16 protein-coding genes are annotated in these 14,505 nt (G+C 68.9%); 10 read left to right on the top strand and 6 right to left on the bottom strand.

Translation table 11 applies throughout. The annotated features are described in order from the left end of the window. Nucleotides 1–12: 12 nt before the first annotated feature. Nucleotides 13–639 (bottom strand): DUF456 domain-containing protein, encoded by a 627-nt coding sequence (locus MUN73_RS18595; RefSeq protein ID WP_250142008.1) that lies wholly within the window; start codon nucleotides 637–639, stop codon nucleotides 13–15. A gap of 80 nt (nucleotides 640–719) precedes the next feature. Here MUN73_RS18595 and MUN73_RS18590 point away from each other — a divergent pair, with 80 nt between their 5' ends. The 7 genes from MUN73_RS18590 (at nucleotide 720) to MUN73_RS18560 (ending at nucleotide 5,869) form a co-directional block, all read left to right on the top strand. Beyond that, on the top strand, nucleotides 720–929 hold the full coding sequence (locus tag MUN73_RS18590; protein WP_250142007.1) for a hypothetical protein: 210 nt from the start codon (nucleotides 720–722) through the stop codon (nucleotides 927–929). Nucleotides 930–1,013: 84 nt separating this feature from the next. Further along, nucleotides 1,014–1,229, top strand: a complete 216-nt coding sequence (locus MUN73_RS18585) for a hypothetical protein (protein ID WP_265339307.1) — start codon at nucleotides 1,014–1,016, stop codon at nucleotides 1,227–1,229. A gap of 56 nt (nucleotides 1,230–1,285) precedes the next feature. Beyond that, entirely contained in the window at nucleotides 1,286–2,530 is a 1,245-nt protein-coding gene (gene gatD / locus MUN73_RS18580) for a Glu-tRNA(Gln) amidotransferase subunit GatD (RefSeq protein ID WP_250142005.1), read from the top strand. Nucleotides 2,531–2,536: 6 nt separating this feature from the next. Beyond that, a complete protein-coding gene (locus MUN73_RS18575; RefSeq protein ID WP_250142004.1) occupies nucleotides 2,537–3,526 on the top strand; it encodes a GNAT family N-acetyltransferase in 990 nt (329 codons plus the stop codon). A gap of 117 nt (nucleotides 3,527–3,643) precedes the next feature. Beyond that, on the top strand, nucleotides 3,644–4,453 hold the full coding sequence (locus tag MUN73_RS18570) for a helix-turn-helix transcriptional regulator (RefSeq protein ID WP_250142003.1): 810 nt from the start codon (nucleotides 3,644–3,646) through the stop codon (nucleotides 4,451–4,453). Between the two features lie 191 nt (nucleotides 4,454–4,644). Next, nucleotides 4,645–4,818 (top strand): DUF1059 domain-containing protein, encoded by a 174-nt coding sequence (locus tag MUN73_RS18565; protein WP_250142002.1) that lies wholly within the window; start codon nucleotides 4,645–4,647, stop codon nucleotides 4,816–4,818. A 268-nt stretch (nucleotides 4,819–5,086) separates the two neighbouring features. Continuing rightward, entirely contained in the window at nucleotides 5,087–5,869 is a 783-nt protein-coding gene (locus tag MUN73_RS18560) for a methyltransferase domain-containing protein (RefSeq protein WP_250142001.1), read from the top strand. 128 nt (nucleotides 5,870–5,997) lie between these two features. Here the strand turns inward: MUN73_RS18560 and MUN73_RS18555 are convergent, their stop codons facing one another. From MUN73_RS18555 to MUN73_RS18545, 3 genes are read right to left on the bottom strand one after another with little or no spacing between them, the layout of a single operon-like run. After that, a complete protein-coding gene (locus MUN73_RS18555; protein WP_250142000.1) occupies nucleotides 5,998–6,282 on the bottom strand; it encodes a ubiquitin-like small modifier protein 1 in 285 nt (94 codons plus the stop codon). Between the two features lie 31 nt (nucleotides 6,283–6,313). Next, the gene (locus MUN73_RS18550) at nucleotides 6,314–7,534 is read right to left on the bottom strand and encodes a TrkA C-terminal domain-containing protein (RefSeq protein WP_250141999.1); all 1,221 of its coding nucleotides are present in this window, start codon (nucleotides 7,532–7,534) and stop codon (nucleotides 6,314–6,316) included. A gap of 46 nt (nucleotides 7,535–7,580) precedes the next feature. Beyond that, nucleotides 7,581–8,828, bottom strand: a complete 1,248-nt coding sequence (locus tag MUN73_RS18545) for a DUF8167 domain-containing protein (protein ID WP_250141998.1) — start codon at nucleotides 8,826–8,828, stop codon at nucleotides 7,581–7,583. 188 nt (nucleotides 8,829–9,016) lie between these two features. On the opposite strand from MUN73_RS18545, the gene MUN73_RS18540 reads away from it, so the two are divergent. Then, nucleotides 9,017–10,204 carry an NAD-binding protein gene (locus tag MUN73_RS18540; protein ID WP_250141997.1) on the top strand — a complete coding sequence of 396 codons (1,188 nt, stop codon included), beginning with the start codon at nucleotides 9,017–9,019 and terminating at the stop codon, nucleotides 10,202–10,204. Nucleotides 10,205–10,243: 39 nt separating this feature from the next. Here MUN73_RS18540 and MUN73_RS18535 read toward each other — a convergent pair whose 3' ends face one another. Further along, nucleotides 10,244–11,656: an HPP family protein gene (locus tag MUN73_RS18535; RefSeq protein ID WP_250141996.1), complete on the bottom strand. Its 1,413-nt coding sequence runs from the start codon at nucleotides 11,654–11,656 to the stop codon at nucleotides 10,244–10,246. A gap of 160 nt (nucleotides 11,657–11,816) precedes the next feature. Further along, entirely contained in the window at nucleotides 11,817–12,458 is a 642-nt protein-coding gene (deoC, locus tag MUN73_RS18530; protein WP_250141995.1) for a deoxyribose-phosphate aldolase, read from the bottom strand. Between the two features lie 142 nt (nucleotides 12,459–12,600). Between deoC and MUN73_RS18525 the strand changes: the two genes are divergently transcribed. Next, nucleotides 12,601–13,581, top strand: a complete 981-nt coding sequence (locus MUN73_RS18525) for a ribose 1,5-bisphosphate isomerase (protein WP_250141994.1) — start codon at nucleotides 12,601–12,603, stop codon at nucleotides 13,579–13,581. Between the two features lie 100 nt (nucleotides 13,582–13,681). Beyond that, a complete protein-coding gene (locus MUN73_RS18520) occupies nucleotides 13,682–14,503 on the top strand; it encodes a DUF63 family protein (RefSeq protein WP_250141993.1) in 822 nt (273 codons plus the stop codon). Nucleotides 14,504–14,505 lie beyond the last annotated feature (2 nt).

Genomic DNA, 14,505 nt, shown 5'->3' with positions numbered 1-14,505 from the left:
CGACAGACCGTATCAATCGATGTCGCGTCGCAGTCCGTCCCGAAGGTCACGGCCGAAGTAGTAGCCACCGACACACGAGAGCAGGCCGACCGTCGCGCCGACGGCCACGATCGCTCGGCTCGACCCGGCGACGGCGATAACGGCGTGGTTTGCCAGCGCGGCCAGCGCACCGACGGAGACCCCGGCGGCCGTCGTCTCGAGGTAGCGCCGTTTCGACGCGACGAGCCCGATCGCGAAGGCGACGGCGAACATGCCAGCGATCCGACCGCCGATCGGGAGGATCGTATCGCCGACGAACAGTCCAGCGCCGAGCGCGAGCACGAGCGCGAGGAACGCTTTCGGGGAGAAGTACTCGCCGAGCGAGTGAGACGGCGCGAGTCGGGACAGGCGGGAGGTGTCGATGTCCGTCTCAGCGGCCGCGTCCGGTTCGGCGTCGCTCGATCGCCACCACGAGCCGGATTCCGTCGACTCGTCGACGGGCGCATCCTGGCCCGTCGATCGATCCCGCGCCGGCGTCGACGACGGCCCCGCGTCGGCACCCGAACCGGAGAGCAACTCCTCCGTCTCCTCGAGGAGGTCGTCGGTCGACCGGGCATCGCCCTCCCGGGACGCGGTCACCTCGTCCGAGCGATCGCTCATGATCGAGGTGACGTGGGCCGGCGGCAAGGACCTTTCCCATCGGCCACAGGGTATAGGAAACTCGGCCGCACACGGCCAGCATGGGCTGGCTGACGGCGGCTGCGGTCGGGACGTTCATCGCCGGCACCGGCGCGTTCGTCCTCGTGCTGGTCGCGAACATCGAGCCCCAGCCCGAGTATCCGACGCTGATGACCGACCTGGTGCGGCTGATCGGGGCGGCGATCGGGCTCTGTGGGATCGCGATCGGGGCGGCGTTTCTCCTCGCCGCGGGGGCCGCCTATACGGGCTGACCACGAGGGCCACCTACACGGGCTACGCGTCCGGAGAGCGGCGTTCCACTGTGCGAGCCACGGGGCACGTCTTTTTCACACCTGATGTGGTACCGGTACGCAGTGAGTACCGAGTTGATCGTGTTCGGGGCCGTCGCGATCCTGCTCGGGGTGGGGTTACTGTCCGCCGCTCGACGCTTCTATCCGCGGCTCGAGTTGGCGGAGGACGCGCTGTCGACCATCCGACTGCTGACGGCGCTGATCGCCGCCGTCCTCCTGCTGACCGGCGTCGGGCTGGTCCTCGTCGGACTGTTCGGGTGACCCGACGCCGCGGGGGAAAGCGTGCCTTCAAGTCGACTGCTGCGCAACGGCCACGCATGAACCCAGGCGACCGCGTCCGCGTCGATCGCGCGGACCGCACGTACGACGGCGTGGTGCTCCCCTCCAGCACGGACGACCACCTCGTGGTGAAACTCGAGGGCGGCTACAACGTCGGCGTCAATCGGGCCGACGCCGACGTCACCGTCCTCGAGGAGGACGTCTACGAGATCGATGGCACGAGCGCCGACGAGAGCGAGTCGACCGTCGAGTTCGACGACGACCTGCCGACGATCGCCCTCATCTCGACCGGCGGGACGATCGCCTCGACCGTCGACTACCGGACCGGCGCCGTGACGGCGCAGTTCGACGCCGAGGACGTCCTCCGTGCGGTGCCGGATCTCGCGGGGCGTGCGAACTATCGCGGGCGCGTCGTCGCCAACATCCTCTCGGAGAACATGGAGCCGCCGATCTGGCAGGACCTCGCCGAGGCGGTCCACGAGGAGATCGAGGCCGGTGCCGACGGCGTCGTCGTCATGCACGGGACCGACACGATGCAGTACTCCGCGTCGGTGCTCTCGTTCATGCTCGACACCCCGGTCCCGATCGTCTTCACCGGGAGCCAGCGATCGGCCGATCGGCCCTCCTCGGACAACGTGATGAACGCCGTCTGCGCCGTCGAGGCCGCCAAGAGCGACTGCGCGGAGGTGCTGGTCTGTATGCACGCCTCCGAGAGCGACGACGCCTGCGCGCTCCACCGCGGCACCCGGGTTCGCAAGAACCACACCTCCCGGCGGGACGCGTTCGAGACGATCGGCGCGGAGCCGCTCGGCGAAGTCGATTACGACACCGAAGTGGTTAGCTTCCGCCGCGACTATCGGGAACGCGGCGCGGCCGACCTCGCGATCGAACCCGACCTCGAGAGCGACGTGGAACTCCTGAAGTTCACCCCCGGAATGGATCCCGCGTTCTTCGACGTCGTCGAGGGGAGCGAGGGACTGGTCCTCGAAGGAACGGGACTCGGTCACGTCCACACCGATCTCGTCCCGCGAATCGAGGAGCTGATCGAGAACGGGACGACGGTCGTCATGACGAGTCAGTGCCTCGAAGGACGGGTCTGCGATCGGGTCTACGACACCGGCCGGGATCTCCTCGACGCGGGCGTGATCGAGGCCGGCGACACGCTGCCCGGCACCGCGAAGGGCAAGCTGATGTGGGCGCTGGCGAACGCCGACGACGTCGAGGAAGCCATGCGGACGTCGCTGGCCGGCGAACTGCAGGACCGATCGGTCCCCTGGGAGTGATCGACCGTGAGCGCTGACGGGGAGCGGTCGGGGAGCGACGGGCGAATCGAGATCCGCCGCGCGAGACACGACGATTACGACGACGTCCTCGCGTTCACGGGCGACCTCTGGAGCGATCGGGGCGGCGACTACATCCCGCGGATCTACCACGAGTGGCTCGAGGACAACGACGAGCCGAAGAAGACGTTCGTCGCCGCGGTCGACGGGACGGTCGTGGGACTCGTCCAGGGCGTCATGGTCTCGGCCGACGAGGCGTGGTTCCAGGGGATGCGCGTCCACCCCGACTACCGGCGACTGGGCGTCAGCACCCGGCTGAACGAGGCCGGCTTCGCGTGGGCCCGCGACCGGGGCGCGACCGTCGGCCGGATCATGGTGTTCTCGTGGAACACGGCCGGCCTCGGGGCCGCCCGCGCGGGCGGCTACGGGCCGGTGACGGAGTTCCGGTGGGCACACCCCGAGCCGACGTCGGACGGGGCGGCGATCGACACCCCCGAAACGCACCGGGTGACGAACGACCCCGCCGCCGCGTGGCGATACTGGACCCACAGCGACGCGCGAACCCACCTCGACGGACTCGGCCTCGCCCCCGAGGAGACGTGGGCCGTGCGAGAACTCGTGCGGGACGACTTCGATCGCTTCGCCGACGAGACGGCCGTCTTCGCGGTCGAGAGCGCGGACGGACTCGCGGGTGCGGCCTACCGGACCCGGTCGGTCGAGCGATCGACGGACGGCGACGACGGCGACGCCACCGAGACGTGGGCCGAGTACGGCGTCGCCGCCTGGGAGGACGTCGACGCGACCCGGTCGCTGTTCGCGGCGATCGCGCGCGACGCCGCCGACCTCGGGGCCGATCGGACCCGCGTGCTGATTCCCGAGACGGTCGCGGTCGTCAGCGACGCGTCCGCTGCGGGGAGCGAGGTGTCCGACGAACCGGATTTCGTGCTCGGGATCGACCTCGCCGCGGACGCGAGGGCGTTCGACGATCGCATCGAGTGAATTACGGACTATCGGGCGGCCGATCGGGTTCTGCTCCCCGTTCTGACGTTCGCTTCTCGACATCGTTCCAGGATCGGTGAACGAATAGCTATACCGCTGGATTATGTAGTAAGAACCATGCTAACGAGTGCCACGAATTCGCCGATCGACGACGTCGAGTTCCTCGCGCGCTCGGAGCATCGGGTGACCGCGCTGGCCGCCCTGGCCAGGCGGCCCCAGAGTCGGGCCGACCTCCGGGCCATGACCGGCGTCTCGAGGTCCACGATCGGGCGCACGCTCCGCGCGTTCGAAGAGCGATGCTGGATCACCAGAGCGGGGCGACACTACGAGGCGACGCAACTGGGTGCCTTCGTCGCAGCGGGGATGCAGGAGTTGCTCGACCGATTCGAGACCGAGCAGACGCTTCGGGACGTCTGGGAGTGTCTCCCGGACGACGCGGACGGGTTCTCGATCGAGATGGTCACGGACGCGGTCGTGACGGTCGCCGCGGCCGACGACCCGTACCGCCCGGTGAACCGTTTTACGTCCCTGCTTCGGGAGACGGACCGGTTCCGGGTCGTCGGGTTCGACGTGGCCCTGCTCGAACCGTGCCGGGACGAACTCTGTGAGCGAATCGTCGCGGGGATGCCCGCGGAGATCATCACCTCACCCACCGTCGCCGCGTACATCCGATCGACCGATCCCGAGCAGTTCGCCGCGGCCCTGGAAAACGGCAATCTCACGGTCCGCCTGCGCGACGACCTGCCGTCCTACGGGGTCGGGATCTTCGACGATCGAATCGCGATCAGCGGCACCGATCCCGCCAGCGGGACGGTCCAGGCGGTGATCGACACCGACGACCCGGCGGCACGCGAGTGGGCGGAGTCGACGTACGAGTCCTACCGGCGCACGGTTCCGACGCTCAGCCTCGAGACACCCGTCTCCTGAATCCGCTCGCGGTACCACCGCTCCGGGGACGATCGCCGGGCGACCGTGGGCGGACGCCGGGGATCACCAGCGACCACGGCTTGCAACCGGTGACTGTCGGTCACTGAGTGACCAGACAGCAGCCCCTGCACGGCGCTCACGGGATACCTATCTAATCCGGACGGGCGTAGCGATGTCTGCGGGGGAGACCCATGACTGACGCACACAAACTCGATTGCGAATCGGCGGCGGCGGATTGCCGGTTCATCATCCAATCGGAAGACGAGACGGAAGCGATCGAACTGGCCAGGAACCACATGAAAGAGGTCCACGGACAGGAGTACACGGACGAGGAACTCCAGGAGGAACACCTGCAAGTCGTGTGAGCGACGCTCGACGGAGTTCGGCGATCGGTTCCGAGACGGGCCACCCGTTCGGAGCCGGTTCGACCTGCGGTACAGCGACCGGGCCAGCCCGCAGCCGGTGACCGACGGTCACCGGCTGCAAGGAGGGCAGTGCCCGGGAAACCGCCACGGGATACCTATCTATCCCGGACGAGCGTAGCGACTCTCACACGGAGGCGAAACGAACCCATGACAGCATCAGACAGATTGCACGGTTCAGACAGGCACAGACTGCAGGCGGTGATCGAACGTGAGTGAATCGCTCGACGTCGACAAACTCGAACGGGAGGTCAAGGGCGTGTACCGTGCCGTCGCCGAGTCCCCCGACGAGGAGTTCCACTTCGAGATGGGGCGCCCGCTGGCGTCGCGCCTCGGCTATCCCGACGCGGATCTCGATGCGATTCCGGAGGCCGCGGTCGAGTCCTTCGCAGGCGTCGGCTATCACTTCGAACTCGTCGACGTCCAGGAGGGCGACGACGTACTCGATCTGGGGAGTGGCTCCGGCATGGACGCGTTCGTCGCGGCGCGTCACGTCGGCGAGACCGGAAGCGTGACCGGACTCGATATGACCGAGGAGCAACTGGAGAACGCACGCCAGCTCCGCGACGAGGGCGGCTTCGACGCCGTCTCGTTCGAACCGGGCTACGTCGAAGACCTTCCGTTCGCGGACGAGTCGTTCGACGTCGTGATCTCGAACGGCGTCATCAACCTCTCCGCGGAGAAAGAGCGCGTCTTCCGGGAGGTAAACCGGGTACTCAGGCCGGGCGGACGACTCGGTCTCTCGGACATCATCAGCGAGACCCAGATGCCCGACAGCATCAAGACGAACGCGGATCTCTGGGCGGCGTGTATCGGCGGCGCCAGACAGATCAACGACTACACCGCGATGATCGAAGCGGCCGGCTTCCGCGACCTCGAGGTCAGGGAGAACCCGCAGTACGACTTCATCTCGGAGCAAGCACAGGGGGCGTGCCAGAAGTACGGCGTGAAGAGCATCTCGCTCACGGCTCGCACCGCCGACAGGAGCCACTGAACGTCAGCGGCCTGTGGGCCGACCCATCGTCCCGGCCCGCCGTTGCCCGTCGCAAAATCGATCGACAGTCGCGACCCGCCCGGGGCTGGCGATCGATCGCCCGCCGATCGCGGTCTGCCGCCGCGGACTCAACCGCCGCTCACCGGCGGGAACAGGGCCAGTTCGTCGCCCTCCTCGAGTTCCGTCTCGAGACCCTCCTCCTCGACGAGGACGTTCGTCCCGTTGCGGAGGACGTTGATCTGCGATCGAAGGTCGCCGTCGCCGTCGAGCACTCGGCCCTCCAGTTCGGGCGCGGCGGCGAGCAGGTCGTCGAGCGCGTCGCCGACGGTGTCGCCGGCGTCGGCGTCGACGGTGACGTGTTTGTCGCCCGCACGTTCGGCGAGATCGGCGAACAGGTTCCACTCCGTGGGCATAGATGGCGCTATCGGTGCCGAGGCCAAGTAGCTACCGCTCCGGCCGACGATCGACGGCCGCCGCGTCCCCGTCGACCGCCCCGTCGGCTCCGAAGACCGTCCCGCCCGCTCCGTCGGTCGAGTCGGTCGAGAGCCGTCGCAGGGCCGCCGGCCGCGCCAGAGCGTAGGCGACGTCGCCCGCTTCCAGAGCGGTGTCGTCGGCCGGCAGTGCGATCGGGTCGCCGTCCCGGTCGATTGCGAGCACGAGCGCCGGGAGGGACCCGACGGCCGCGCCCGCGAGCGGGTCTCCCTCGTCGACGGCGAACGTGGTCACCGTCTCGTCGGCGGCCCGGAGCAGGGAGACGAGATCGCGTTCCGCGCCCGGGTTTCCGGGGAGGGTCACGAGCCGATAGTCGGCGTCGGGGTCGAGTTCGACCGCGTCGTCGGCGTCGACGGCGACCGTCACGACGTCGTCGGCGGTGCCCCGGAGTTCGCCGCGAGTGACCCGCCGGTAGGCGTCGCCGTCGCGACGCCAGAGGCGGACGGCATCACCGGGACTCGCGTCGGCTGCCGGATCGCCGCGGAGTGCGACTGCGACGGTCCCTGGCGCGAGCGTCGGCCCGATCCCGGCCGGCCGACTCCCCAGCGCGAGGTACTCGATCGAGCCGTCGGCGGCGAATTCGACGTCGACGTGGCCGATGCCGTGGTCGCGCGCGAGTCGATCGACGAGTCGCTCCCGGAGCCTGTCGACGTCGAGTCGGCGCGGAAAGTGAACCGTCTGGCCGGCGAGATCCGCCTTCGTCGCGTCGTCGACGGGGTCGTAACCGTCCACGTCCTCGATCTCGTCGGGGAGTTCGAGGGTCACCACCCGGCCGGCCGATCGAACGAGTTCGGTCACGTCGTCGATCGACCGGGGCGCCGCGAGCGCGAACACGTCGCGGGCGAGGTGGTCCCCGATCCGCCGGCCGCCGTCCGCGGCGATCGCGCTCACGACGAAGGTGACGACCGTGTAGATGGCCGTCTCGGGGTCGAGAAGCGGCGTCGAGCCGATGATCGCGTCCTGGAGGGCGGTCTTGGTGTTCAGCCAGATCGCGACCGTCGAGATGCCGAGCAGGACGCCGACGCCCTCCGGGAGTTCGTCGGCGCTGTACCACCGGAATCCGACGGCCGCGACGGCCGCCGTGCCGCCCGCGAGGATCGCGAAGCCGAGGAGGCGACCGAGCACGTCCAGCAGCGCCTCCGGGGAGATCGCCTGGGCGACGACCGCGATCACGCGGGATCACCCCCAGCAGTCGTACCCAGGACGACGGCGGGACTGCTCATCGGCCGGTCGCCTCCGCGAACTCCTCGACGAGCGTCTCGGGACCCGCGACGAACGCCTCGTCGCCGGCCCCGAGCGATCGTTCGATCCCGGGACCGAACACCCAGCCGTGTCGACGACCGCCGGTCTCGCTTCCCTGTCGCCGGACCGCGACGACCGTCACGTTCGCTGCCGATCGCGGATCCGCGGACGCCCCGTCCGCTCCCACAGTGATCCGTCGGATCGCGTACCCGGCCCGTTTGGCCAGGGCGAACGCCTCGAACTCGCGGTTCGTCCCTCGCGATCGGACGACGAGTCGCGGTCGGTCGGCCGCGAGCAACGGGTCGACGTCGCGCCGGGCGACGGCAATCGTGACGCGACCGATTCCGCCGGGACTGGCTCCGGAACGCCGCACGGGGACCTCCACCGGAGACTCCGTCCCGCTGTCCGGAAGCGTCGTCTCGCCCGACACGGGGTCGTCACCGTCGCCGGCCGCGGTGTCCTCGGCGTCGGCGGCCGTCCGAACGCTCAGGACCGTCCCCCGTATCGACCGCTCGACCGTCCGGACGACCACCTCGTCGCCGCGGGCCAGCCCGGTCGGGACGAGCGTCTCGATCGAGACCGCCCGCGTTCCCGCCGGAACGCGCCGCGAGAGGCTCCCGGATGGGGGTGCGGCGACGATCGTCGCCCGACCCTGCTCGTCGATCGAGACGTCGACGTCCGCGAGGTCGTGGTCGGTGCGGAGCCGTTCCGCGAGGCGGACCTCGAGTTCCGACAGCGGGAGGTCGGCGGGAAGTTTCCACGACCCGGTCTTGAGCGTCTGCCGGAGAGCCGCCGGGAGCGGCGGATACCCCTCCATGTCGCGGATCTCGCCCGTCGGCCGGATCGTGACCTGGCCGACGGTCCCGACGAGTTCGACGACGTCCGCCGAGAGCGTCCGCTGGCGGAGCGCGGTCAGCGAGAGTCGTCGCGGCAGTTCGGCACCGAGTTTGTCGCCCTGATTGTGCGCGTACAGCGCGAGCATCAGGACGACCAGCACGGCGACCAGCAGTCGCGGCGATTGCGCAATGCTCGGCTCGACGAGGCCGAGCAGCCCGCCCTGGACGCTGGCGATCGACAGTGCGAGTACGACCACACCGAACCCGGGAAGCGTGACGCCGCTGAAGTACCGGACGAGAAAGCCGAGCGAGCCGGCGACCAGGGCCGGGACGATGCCGGTCAGCAGCCCGAGATAGACGCCGAGTAGAATCTCGACTGGGAGCGTCATTGTGGGCAGGTGGACCGGGACGGGTAAACCAGTACCGGCAGGTCCCGGTCCCGGCCCGGTCTCGACGGCAGTCGTCGGGCCGGTCGTGGGGCGGATGGCCTCGTCCCCCGTCGAGGGTCGATCGTGCGTTCCGTTCGACCGGAGACGGGTTTGAAAGAGTTAACTGACGGCATCGCCCACCGGCGTGTATGGACGACGAGCGGCCGGGTCGATCGCGTCTCCCGGACAACTGGCCACGAGTGCTCACGGTGCGAGCGGCGGTGTTGCTCGTCCTGACGGTCGCCCTGCTCTCGGTCGCCACTGCGGTGGTCAACATCGGGATCGATACCGTCTACGGCCCCTGGGCCGGGTACGTCCCCGACGCCGTCCAGGAGGCCGCGGGCTTTACCGGCGCGCTCACCGGGTTCCTGATGGTCGGGAGCGCGCTCGCGCTCAGGCGCGGCCTCCGCGTCGGCTGGTGGGCGTCGCTCCTGCTGTTGCCGCTGACCGCGGCGCAGGGGCTCCTCCAGACGAGCGAGTACTCCGTGCCGCTGATCGTCCTCTCGATCGTCTCGATCCCCGTCCTGTTGCTCACTCGCGATCGGTTCGACAACTCCCTGTCCCTCTCGACGACCCAGATCGCCGCCGGATCGGCCCTCATCGGGGTCCAGCTGTACGGCACCATCGGCGGCTACGCGCTCCGCGAGGACTTCGAGGGGATCACCAACATCCTCGACGCGTTCTACTTCACCCTGATCACGTCGAGTACGGTCGGCTACGGAGACATCACGCCGGACCCGACGTCGACCGAGGCGATGCTGTTCACGATGTCCGTCCTCGTCCTCGGCGTCGCCAGCTTCGGTATCGCCATCGGAGCCCTCGTCGGCCCGGCGATCCAGGCCAAAATCTCGAAAACACTCGGAAAGATGACCGAATCAGAACTCGAAGTCCTCGAGGATCACATCCTCGTCCTCGGCTACGGCGACCTGACGGAACCGATCGTCGACGAACTCGCACGCAGCGATCAGCAGTTCGTCGTCGTGACGAACGATCGCGACGCGACGACTGACCTCACCGATCGGAATCTACCGGTCGTCACCGGCGACCCGAGCGACGAGGAACCCCTCCAGCGCGCGAAGATCGAGCGGGCCTCGGCGGTCGTCGTCGCGACGAAACACGACGCACAGGATGCGCTGGCGATTCTCACTGCTCGTCAACTGTCGACCGACGCCCGGATCGTCGCCGCCGCGACCGATCGCGAGAACACCAGAAAGCTCGATCGGGCGGGTGCGGACACGGTCATCAGTCCGGCGGTGCTGGGCGGTCACCTGCTCGTCCGATCGGCGCTCGGGAGCGACGAGACGGACCTGATCGATCGGATCATGGGCACGGAGTGAAAGCAGCTCCCTCCGATGCGACACGCGGCCCGTGAGCGGCTACCGACGCCGACCCCGGTGAACGATCGCGACGTCGGTGTCGAGATCCCCGAGGTTCCGGAACGTCGGCGGTGAGACGAACCGCGAGGCCGCCGATCGGTCGGTGCTCGAGCCGACGAAGAGCACGTCGTACCGGGGTGCCACGCGCGAGAGGTACGCCTCGACCGACTCGGTGACGACGTGGGTCTCGAACCGACCCGAGAAGGCATCGACGAGGTCTGCGAGGGTGTTCTCCGCGCTCCGCCGGCGCGACTCGTCGTCGATGCAAGTCGCGACGCTGGTCGGCCAGCCGGGTTCGGTGAGTCGCAACGCGAAGTCGACCATCGTGCGAGCGGTGTCGCCGGCGCCCCGGACCGCGACCAGCCCGCGTCGCCACCGGCGGCGATCGTCGCTCGAGCGGAACGCGATGACGTCGATCTCGCTGTCGAACAGGCCGCGGATGAACGACGAGAGCCCGCCTCGATCGCCCTCCTCGTACGGCGCGACGATGAGGTCACAGTTGTTCTGTCGGGCGGTCCGGAGAACGAGCCCCGACGAGCGTCGATCGCCCTCCGCGACGACGACCTCGCAGGGGACGTCGTACTCGGCCCGGAGGTCGTCCGCGAGCGACTCGAGTTCCTGGACCGTGTCGTCGGCCTCGCGTTCGGCGGTCGTCTCCGCTTCGCCGGTGTCGGATTCGGGGTCGGGGTCGTCGGCCCGGACCGCCCCGGCGACGCCGAAGAGGACGACCTTGCCGGCCTCGTGTGCGCCGGCGAGTTCGGCCGCGAACCGCGCGACAGTTCCCGAGTCGTCGATCGGGACGAGCACGTGATCGTCGGCGTTGGTCGTCTGGTAGAGATAGCGGGCCCGCTGCTGGTAGAAGCGATCGCGCCAGAGCGCGAAGGTGGCCGCGACGAACGCACTCGAGACGACGATCCCGAGGACGTACGCGATCTTCGCGTTGCCGGTGACGAGGACGAGCAGTGCGGTCGAAAACGCCGTGGGTTCCTCCAGGTCGAGCGCCCAGGTCGCGACGCCGGTGAAGAAGACGCTCAGGGCGGCACCGGACGCGCTGATGGGGCCGCCGTTCAGGCCCACCACCGCCGCCAGTTCGAGGGCGAACCAGCCACAGAGTGCCCCCACGGTCATCCCGCCGACGAACTTCCCGGGCGTGGAGTACCGGCCCTCGGGATCGGCAAAGAGCGTGTACGTTCCGGAGGCCAGCGGCGGGAACAGGAGAAACGAGACCGCGACCGTCACGTTCGACAGCCAGGTGACCACGGCGATCAATAGCGGGACGAACACGAGCACCGAGAGGTGAAGCAGGTTCCCCGTGCGTTCGATCCACCGCACGAACGCGTCGAGTTCCCGCCGCTCGAACCGCCGGAGACGATCGGCGAGTGCGCGAACCCGCACTCGAACCGGATCGAGCATAGGCTCATAGTGACCACGTTCGGAGAAAAACCGTTGGGTTCCGCGGGCGATCCTGCCGGGATCGTCCGGTTCCGCGATCGATCCGGGAGCGACCAGTACCGCGATCCCACAGTCGGTTCCGCGTTCGGTCTCGCCCCTGTACCGGATCCGGCTTCGGGCCCTACTCCCTCGTCGGTGCCCCGGAGACGATCTCGACGCCGCTCGAGGCCCCGATCCGCTCGGCCCCGGCTTCGAGCATGGCGATCGCCTCGTCGTAGCTGCCGACGCCGCCGCTTGCCTTGACGGGGAGGAACTCGCTCATGAGTTCGACGTCCGCGATCGTCGCACCCCCGTCGGCGAATCCCGTCGAAGTCTTGACCATCGCGGCGTCGGCCTCGACGGCGGCCTCGCAGGCCTGACGTTTCTCCGCGTCGGTCAGGAGAGCGGTTTCGATGATGACCTTGACCGGGATCGGGACGGCGGCGACGAGTTCCGCGATCTGGGCCCGGACGACGTCGTCCTCGCCGGCCTTGAGACGGCCGACGTTGATCACGGCGTCGAGTTCGTCGGCCCCCGCTTTCCAGGCGAGGACCCCCTCGCGTCGCTTCACGTCGTGGCTCTGCTGGCCGTGGGGAAAGCCGACGACGGTCGCGATCGTCACCTCGGGTGCGTAGCCCGCGGCCTCCTCGACGGCGTAGGGCGGAATACAGGCGTTCATCCCGTACTCGGCGGCCTCGTCGAGCACCCGCCGGACGTCTCCGGGGGTCGTCTCGGGGCCGAGCACGGTGTGATCGATCAGCGGCGCGAGTTCGCTCCGGTCCATACGGGGTGGACTCGTCCCGCCCTCAAAAATCCGATCGGTCGTTCACCGCCCGGAGTCGGATTCCGAGCGTTCCCCGTCGAATCGACGAGCCCTGCGGATCGCCGCCCGGATGCTTATTGATCGCGACCTGCTACTGGCTCGCATGGACGAGGACCAGCCAGCCGTCGATCCCGTCGTCGCCGAGACGGCCGAGGACATCGCGACGATGGAGATCCGCGGCGCGGCGACGATCGCCGACGCGGCGGCCGACGCGCTCGCCACGCAGGCCGATCGGACCGACGCCGCCGATCCGGCGGCCTTCCGGGATGAGTTGCGGGCCGCCGCGAAGGTACTCTACGAGACCCGCCCGACCGCCGTCAGCCTCCCGAACGCCCTCCGGTACGTCCTCCGCGGGATGGCGGGTGACACCGTCTCCGAACTCCGGGCCTCGACGATCGCCCGTGCCGAGGAGTTCAGGACCGAACTCGAGCAGGCCCAGGACCAGCTGGGGAAGGTCGGGGCCAACCGGCTCCGGGACGGCGACGTGGTGATGACCCACTGTCACTCGACGGACGCGCTCTCGTGTATCGAGGCCGCGCTCGACGCCGGCAAACACGTCGAGGCGATCGTCAAAGAGACCCGACCGCGAAAGCAGGGCCACATCACGGCCCGCCAGCTCCGGGAGTGGGGCGTGCCGGTGACGCTGATCGTCGACAACGCGGCGCGTCGGTACCTGGACGACGCGGATCACGTCCTCGTCGGGGCCGACAGCATCGCCGCCGACGGCGGCGTCATCAACAAGATCGGGACCAGCGGCCTGGCCGTCAACGCCCGCGAACGCGGCGTCCCGGTGATGGTCGCCGCCCAGACGATCAAACTCCACCCCGACACGATGACCGGCCACACCGTCGCGATCGAGATGCGCGACGAGTCGGAGGTGCTCCCGGACGCGGAGCGCGCGGACGTCACCGGCGAGCGATCGGACGACGAGGGACTGGTCGTCGAGAACCCCGCCTTCGACGTCACGCCGCCGCGGTACGTCGACGCGATCGTCACCGAGCGGGGGCAGTTCCCGCCCGAAAGTATCGTGACGCTGATGCGGGACCTGTTCGGCGAGACGACCGGCGAGCCGTGGGAGCCGTAGCCCCGACAGATACCGATCGCTCCGGACGATTGGCCGCGTCGTATCACCGAGTCGGTGATAATCGAAACGTGTTAGTTACTGGTCTGAGGTCGTATGGGATATGGTATTGCCCGAGGGATTCGCGCTCCCGCCGTGGTATTTTCTCGTGCCGCTTCTCGTCGTACTGGGGGGTGTCGTCACGCTGCTGTGGACCGTCGATCCACCGGTGACCGACCTGACGGTGCTCGCGTTCGCGCCGTGGATGATGTTCGGGTCGACGCTCCACGTCCTCTACCAGATCGATGCGTACCCGGACGGGATCGCGGTCCTGTTCACTACGCCGAGCGTCTACCTCGTGACGGCGACCCTCGCGGGCGGGATCTGGCTGCTCGGGTCGTTCCTCTACGCGGCCGGCCTCCAGCGATCGATCGCCCGGTTCGTCGGCGTCACCGGGACGGCGTTTTTCGTCGCGTTCGCGACGTTCGCCGTCGTCAGTCGGTGGGGCGAGGGGGTGCTCGATCCGTTCTGGCCGGTCATCGCGGTCGTCGTCACCGGCATCGTGACGGCGATCGCGTGGCTCGCGCTCAGCCTCTGGTTCACCGAGGTCGCCGCCGTCACGAGCATCACCGGGGCGCTCGTCGTCTTCAGCCACACCCTGGACGGCGTCTCGACCGCGATCGGCTACGACGTGCTCGGCACCGCAGAGACCGTCCCGCTGTCCCGACTGCTTCTCGAGGCCGGCGGGAGCCTCCCGACGGCCGCGTACATCGGTAGCGGCTGGCTGTTCGTCCTCGTGAAAGTGGTGCTCTCGCTCCTGATCCTCGGCCTGTTCAAGGAGTACGTCCAGGAAACGCCCCGGCAGGGACGGACGATCCTCGGACTGATCGCCGCGGTGGGGCTCGGACCGGGCGTCCACAACCTCCTGCTGTTTACGCTCGGCTAGAC

Origin of the sequence: Halosolutus amylolyticus, from assembly GCF_023566055.1 — an archaeon.
Lineage (GTDB): Archaea > Halobacteriota > Halobacteria > Halobacteriales > Natrialbaceae > Halosolutus > Halosolutus amylolyticus.
Note: the sequence above shows the minus strand (reverse complement) of the source record. Positions and strands in the feature narration are given on the sequence as shown.

What these genes read in the sequence shown, in the direction of transcription:
- MUN73_RS18520 (WP_250141993.1), top strand. Translation starts at nt 13,682, where the DNA reads ATGGTATTGCCCGAGGGATTCGCGCTCCCGCCGTGGTATTTTCTCGTG.
- MUN73_RS18590 (WP_250142007.1), top strand. Translation starts at nt 720, where the DNA reads ATGGGCTGGCTGACGGCGGCTGCGGTCGGGACGTTCATCGCCGGCACC.
- MUN73_RS18535 (WP_250141996.1), bottom strand. Translation starts at nt 11,656, where the DNA reads ATGCTCGATCCGGTTCGAGTGCGGGTTCGCGCACTCGCCGATCGTCTC.
- MUN73_RS18555 (WP_250142000.1), bottom strand. Translation starts at nt 6,282, where the DNA reads ATGCCCACGGAGTGGAACCTGTTCGCCGATCTCGCCGAACGTGCGGGC.
- MUN73_RS18585 (WP_265339307.1), top strand. Translation starts at nt 1,014, where the DNA reads ATGTGGTACCGGTACGCAGTGAGTACCGAGTTGATCGTGTTCGGGGCC.
- MUN73_RS18570 (WP_250142003.1), top strand. Translation starts at nt 3,644, where the DNA reads ATGCTAACGAGTGCCACGAATTCGCCGATCGACGACGTCGAGTTCCTC.
- MUN73_RS18540 (WP_250141997.1), top strand. Translation starts at nt 9,017, where the DNA reads ATGGACGACGAGCGGCCGGGTCGATCGCGTCTCCCGGACAACTGGCCA.
- MUN73_RS18595 (WP_250142008.1), bottom strand. Translation starts at nt 639, where the DNA reads ATGAGCGATCGCTCGGACGAGGTGACCGCGTCCCGGGAGGGCGATGCC.
- deoC (WP_250141995.1), bottom strand. Translation starts at nt 12,458, where the DNA reads ATGGACCGGAGCGAACTCGCGCCGCTGATCGATCACACCGTGCTCGGC.
- MUN73_RS18525 (WP_250141994.1), top strand. Translation starts at nt 12,601, where the DNA reads ATGGACGAGGACCAGCCAGCCGTCGATCCCGTCGTCGCCGAGACGGCC.
- MUN73_RS18565 (WP_250142002.1), top strand. Translation starts at nt 4,645, where the DNA reads ATGACTGACGCACACAAACTCGATTGCGAATCGGCGGCGGCGGATTGC.
- gatD (WP_250142005.1), top strand. Translation starts at nt 1,286, where the DNA reads ATGAACCCAGGCGACCGCGTCCGCGTCGATCGCGCGGACCGCACGTAC.
- MUN73_RS18545 (WP_250141998.1), bottom strand. Translation starts at nt 8,828, where the DNA reads ATGACGCTCCCAGTCGAGATTCTACTCGGCGTCTATCTCGGGCTGCTG.